Consider the following 5,334-nt stretch of genomic DNA (forward strand, 5'->3'; position numbering starts at 1 on the left):
CGGGGGTATAGTTTCGTGTTTTCATTGTCGTATTCTCTCAGAAAGTTGAGCCTCCGACAATACCGGGGCGGTTCACATTAATAATGCCATTGTTAACACTTTCTATCTTAGCATTCACACCAAGCGACGCTGCACCTAACTTGACGAACTGGTTATTACGAAGACCTTTGAAAATCACTAGGTCTGTACTATGCGTAGTCGTATGACAACTGGTCTCTTCACAATAATAAATTAGTACTATGGCATCTTTAACACCATCAGAATTAACATCTTTCATCATAATATCTTCGCCATTGTGAGCAAACTTCATAGCCTCACTGTCTAGATATTCAGCATCATAAATAAAGTATTTTTCACTTTCTAAGTTTAAAAACTTAACATTGCTTGTCATTTCTTGATTAATAGCTGTTTTAATAGATTGGGCATAAGAAGTAACTGACAAGCTAGTCAGTAAGCATGCCGCTATAATTTTCATGAGATTGTTAATATCAATGTCCTTAATAAAAGTAATTCTCAAAAGAAAGTATCTCGAAAAATGTTTAAGACGTAACGCTGATGTATACCTTATTTTTCTAAATAAAAGTAAATATAGCTTTAAAACCAAAAATATATTTTATAATTAATTTATATTCTGCTTTGATTACGCCCCTCCATAACAGGCAATACTTTTTTGTTCATTATTAAATTCTAAGCCAACATATCCCATATATTTAATGTCATACCCTTTGGAGGTATTTCTTGTCACTTCATAACCACCTTCTTTTTCTTCAATTTCTGGTAATTGGAACTGTGGTCGTAATGTAGTGAATTTAGTGTCTTTAAAATAGAGCTTCAATTGATTACCTTCAAAACTTTGTTGATATTCAACTTTTAACAAAGAATGTCCAAATGCAACAGCATCTTTTAGATGATAAGTGGTTATTTCATCTCCATCATAGCCAACCATTCGGTACTTCGGATCTATTGTGACATTCTGACTGACAATTGATGATTTATAGTGTGTTGGTAAATCTCTAGTAAGTATAGGCACACTACATCCAGACAGCATTGGTTCTAGAAAAGGCGTCCAGTCAGTCTTTGCACAGGCAACAGTAGTCTGCGCTAAAAAGGTGATACTGAAAGCTATTAGCATTTTTTTCATGTAATTTTACTCTAATATGATAATTGCTTAGTGTAAGTGATTTAGCTGTTAGACAAGGGTAATAGTTGCTAATGGATAAAAATATATCGACTGAACTTAACAAATAATCCATATTGAACCGTCCCGATATTATGGAAGAATATAGTAGAGAAATAGACTGCTATGCCTTTATGGCCACAAACACTATCATTACTAATATGGAGTAGTCTTAAATCTACTAATGTAGGTAAAGTCAGTCTTAGTATTGAACCAATTAACACATCCAACATCCTTTTACCTAGCAATTCCTAAATCTGTAATGAGTCTTAGCTAGCTATTATTATCATTGTGAGTTTGCCAGATATGGTCGTAAAGCGCATTCCAGTCCGCAAATAACTTCTTGCCAATCACATTGCCTTTACTATCAATGGTGTGTCGCACAATGGGTCCATACTTACCTTTCTTTTTATTCATAAAGTCATAAACATAGGCATTACCATTTTTATAAGCGCCTGCAAAATCATCAGTACCACTATCACAACATTCACTAAAGCTAAATGGATCGATAAAGTCATATTGCGGCGCGATAATATAATTACCTTGCTTATTAATGACGCCCCACTTACCATCGTCTTCATTGCCAACTCTTACAAAAGCAAGCCCTTCTGAGAAGCTATAGGCATCAGAATATTTAGGCGTAATGGCATAATTGCCGCTTTTATCAACAAAGCCCCAATCGCCTATATTAACGGTGGCAAGTCCTTCTGAGAACGGTAGAATATCATTCCACTTGGCTTTGACTTTGACATCTCCTTTTTTATCAAGAAATCCATAAATCAAATCATCGCCCCAATGCGATTTTTCGCCGTAAATAAACATACCCTCAGCGTATCCCCACAACGACTCATACTTCAACGGAATAACAAGGCGGCCAGTCCTATCAATGACGCCAGAACGCGGATTGTCATTTAAGCCACGGTTCTTTGACACTACAGCAAGACCATCTTTAAAATCATCAGCGCTGTCATATTCATAAGGCACAATAAGCTCGCGCTGCTTGTTCATATAGCCATAAATGCCCTCAGCGTTTGGCTTTGACTTGAATACAGCAACTAAGCCGTTATGAAAGTCTCTAAAATCAGTCTCACCGTAAGCACCTGATTCACTGACGATATGATCTGTTGGAATGACAGTGTTGCCTGAACGGTCAATAAAGCCTTGATAGTGATTGTATGTGCCATCAAAGTGATCACGAACAACGCCAATATGCGTCAAGCCTTCACTAAATTCACCGCAGCTGAGATAATTTTTTGCTGGAACCACAACCTCGCCCAAGCTATTTTTAAAACTGCAAACGCCTTCATCAGTATAAAACGGCTTTAAATCTGCGAGTACAGGCAAGCTTAAGCTTAGACCAATCAAAACAGCTAAACCGTTCATGCTCTTTTTCATAGCAATTCCTAACTAAATCTATAGCGATTTTTTAGTTAACTATCGCTAGTGTCTCAAAATTATACGTTAATAAATATTTAACTTACAAAAGTTGTTATGAACTATACTAATCATTTTAGTATTTTACTCTTATTTTCATAGGTTGAATCAATCCTGATGTCTAGCGTTCTAATCATTGTATTTATCCTAATTGTTTTGGTCGTTTTCATAATCAAAAATTCAACTCCTCCTTACAAACCAACGATTATTCCTTTACCACAGAAAATAGAATTTCAAAAGACTGCTACCAATCAATATGGGCTTGGTAGCTTTGCTTTAGATATCGTTACTATCGGGGGACATGGTAGATTAAAAGAGGCTCGTTTTGGGTATGAAAATACTTACACTCACTATGTTAATCATTTTAACCAAACAATAGATGCCCAAAAAGACTTTAACGATAATTTAAATACAGTAGGTAGACTAACTTACAATATTTTATTAGAACTCGAAAAAAGCCGAAAATTACTTAAAAAACCAACTCAAAGAATCATGGATAGAAATATTACTCCACAGTTTGACCAAGCTTCTTCCCGAATTTATCAATTAAGGAATATTGCTGACGAAAAAAACAGTACAGGTGTTGCTCTGCTGCAAGGCTCAACGGTTGGTGGTTTAGCTGCTGTAGGCAGTTGGACTCTTGTTGCAATGTTTGGAAGTGCTTCAACAGGTACAGCCATAGCTTCGCTTTCAGGGATAGCCGCTCACAACTCTATTCTTGCATGGTTTGGTGGAGGAGCTTTAGTTGCGGGTGGTGGTGGAATGGCTGCTGGTACAGTAGCATTAGGAGCCATTGTCGCTCTGCCGATTGTCATTTTTTCTTCATATAAGACGCATTCATCAGCAAGAGACTTGGATATTAAAGCTGATAAAATAGCAGAAGAGATCCCAAAGCTAGTCCTTAGTAATAAGGAATTAAAAGAAGCGAATGCGATTGTCCAGCATAAACTTCATGTACTAGTAAAACAGCATGAAAAGATTAGTGAGGTAAATAAAAAGATATCTAATCTTCTTTATCCTAACGGTATTTTAAGTAAAGCGAAAAGAGATATTAATAATTTATCTAAACAAGATTTTTATACGAAAGCTGAGGCTGAAGGGATTGATGACTTATTAAAAACCATTAACGAATTAAATAGTTTATTTGATGTTAATACTGACGTTATGGAATCAACGCCTACCATATCTCAAAAAAATTAGTGGTTTGAACGGCCTTGTTACACAACTAAGAAACAGCTCAATAACCACTATCAACCCTGTAATTAGCCGCAATAGTCATACTTGCCGCTGCTGTCAAATCCGTAAATATTAACTTGGGATGAAAGCAGTAGTTTTATTGTATTTTATAATCAAAAATTATATTTTTATTTATGGTAATAAACGTAGCAGTACTTTCTGATTTGTCGACTTCCTAGCTGTCGAGTTTTATTATGCCACTACACTGCATCTATGTATGCTAGGCTTGCCACCTGAAAACTTTAGAAACTGATTGTTCAGTAATATCTTGAATGCATTTTATTTTTCACAACTGAGTAGGAATATGTCGATGGGTTTTGGAAACTTGAGCACTGAAACTTTATTGTTTATTGGTATTATTTTAATCCTGACAGTAATATTTCATGTCAGATATAACCAAAAAATATCGGAACAAGCCCCTACAATTTTAACTACTTTAGGTATTTTCGCGACATTTTTTGCAATCGCTCTAGGATTACTTAGATTTGACTCTGTTAATATTCAAGACAGCGTACCAGCGTTACTTGATAGTATGAAAACTGCATTTTGGGCTTCAGTATTCGGTGTAGGTGGTGCGTTAACCTTTAACTTCAGAAGGTTGCTTGAAGCCAATGAATATATCGATGAGTCTGATGTTAATTTGGAGTTATTAAAAGAGCTGACAGCTTTAAGGTCTGAAAATAACCAAAGTATGAAAGAGCTCACAGCAGCTAAAAATACAGAACTTGAAGCTGGTCGAGAGCTATTGGAAGAAATAAAAGAATTAAGATTTGAAAGTACACGAAACCTGAGAGAGCTCACAGAAACTAAAAACAAAGATCTTATAATCAATGCAGAGTCCTTAGAAGAAATAAAAGAATTAAGACTTGAGAACAATCAAAATCTAAGAGAGCTTACAGACTTTAAGAATAAAGATTTTGAGCTCAATCAAGAGCACCTGAATGAGATTAAAGAATTAAGACTTGAAAATAATGACAATCTCAAAGAGCTTACAAGAGCTCAAAATGAGGCACTTGATAAAATTTCGAAATCTTCATCAGAGGAATTAATTAAGGCTTTACAAGAGGTTATTAAAGACTTTAATGAGAAGATAAGTGAGCAGTTTGGAGAAAACTTTAAACATTTGAATGATGCGGTATCAAAGCTTTTAATATGGCAAGATCAGTATAAGGATTATATTGATACCTCTACGAGCTCACTAACAACTATTACAAATACTGTTCAGACGTTTATTAGTCAGTTTGCCTCAATAGTTGAAGATTCAGATGCTATAACTAGCAATTCAGAAAAATTTGTAGATAACTCAGAAGCTTTCAAAGATATTGCCGAACACCTAGAAGTTACTTTAGGTAACTTGGATACCCAACGACAAGCTATTCACAATCAGTTAGGAAGTTTATCAAAGCTAGTTACTGAACCGCCCCGACTTTATCGGAGAGTGATTTACTTGAGTCAGGCAGCAATACCTGACAGGATTAAACTATCAT

General features: G+C 35.5%; 4 protein-coding genes and 1 pseudogene. 2 read left to right on the plus strand and 3 right to left on the minus strand.

Translation table 11 applies throughout. From position 1 onward, the window contains the following. Positions 1-37: 37 nt before the first annotated feature. From AAEY78_RS12095 to AAEY78_RS12105, 3 genes are all read right to left on the minus strand, one after another. On the minus strand, positions 38-442 hold the full coding sequence (locus AAEY78_RS12095) for a hypothetical protein (RefSeq protein ID WP_352339598.1): 405 nt from the start codon (positions 440-442) through the stop codon (positions 38-40). Positions 443-640: 198 nt separating this feature from the next. After that, the gene (locus tag AAEY78_RS12100) at positions 641-1,141 is read right to left on the minus strand and encodes a hypothetical protein (protein WP_352339599.1); all 501 of its coding nucleotides are present in this window, start codon (positions 1,139-1,141) and stop codon (positions 641-643) included. 309 nt (positions 1,142-1,450) lie between these two features. Continuing rightward, positions 1,451-2,572, minus strand: coding sequence for a WG repeat-containing protein (locus AAEY78_RS12105; RefSeq protein WP_352339600.1), 1,122 nt, complete (start codon positions 2,570-2,572; stop codon positions 1,451-1,453). A gap of 156 nt (positions 2,573-2,728) precedes the next feature. On the opposite strand from AAEY78_RS12105, the gene AAEY78_RS12110 reads away from it, so the two are divergent. Further along, positions 2,729-3,811 (plus strand): hypothetical protein, encoded by a 1,083-nt coding sequence (locus AAEY78_RS12110; protein WP_352339601.1) that lies wholly within the window; start codon positions 2,729-2,731, stop codon positions 3,809-3,811. 346 nt (positions 3,812-4,157) lie between these two features. Beyond that, positions 4,158-5,334: pseudogene (locus AAEY78_RS12115) on the plus strand (hypothetical protein); the annotation flags it as partial.

The organism is Psychrobacter sp. 16-MNA-CIBAN-0192 (assembly GCF_040309565.1).
GTDB lineage: Bacteria > Pseudomonadota > Gammaproteobacteria > Pseudomonadales > Moraxellaceae > Psychrobacter.

Coding starts and splice junctions, on each gene's coding strand:
- AAEY78_RS12100 (WP_352339599.1), bottom strand. CDS start 1,141: ATGAAAAAAATGCTAATAGCTTTCAGTATCACCTTTTTAGCGCAGACT.
- AAEY78_RS12105 (WP_352339600.1), bottom strand. CDS start 2,572: ATGAAAAAGAGCATGAACGGTTTAGCTGTTTTGATTGGTCTAAGCTTA.
- AAEY78_RS12110 (WP_352339601.1), top strand. CDS start 2,729: ATGTCTAGCGTTCTAATCATTGTATTTATCCTAATTGTTTTGGTCGTT.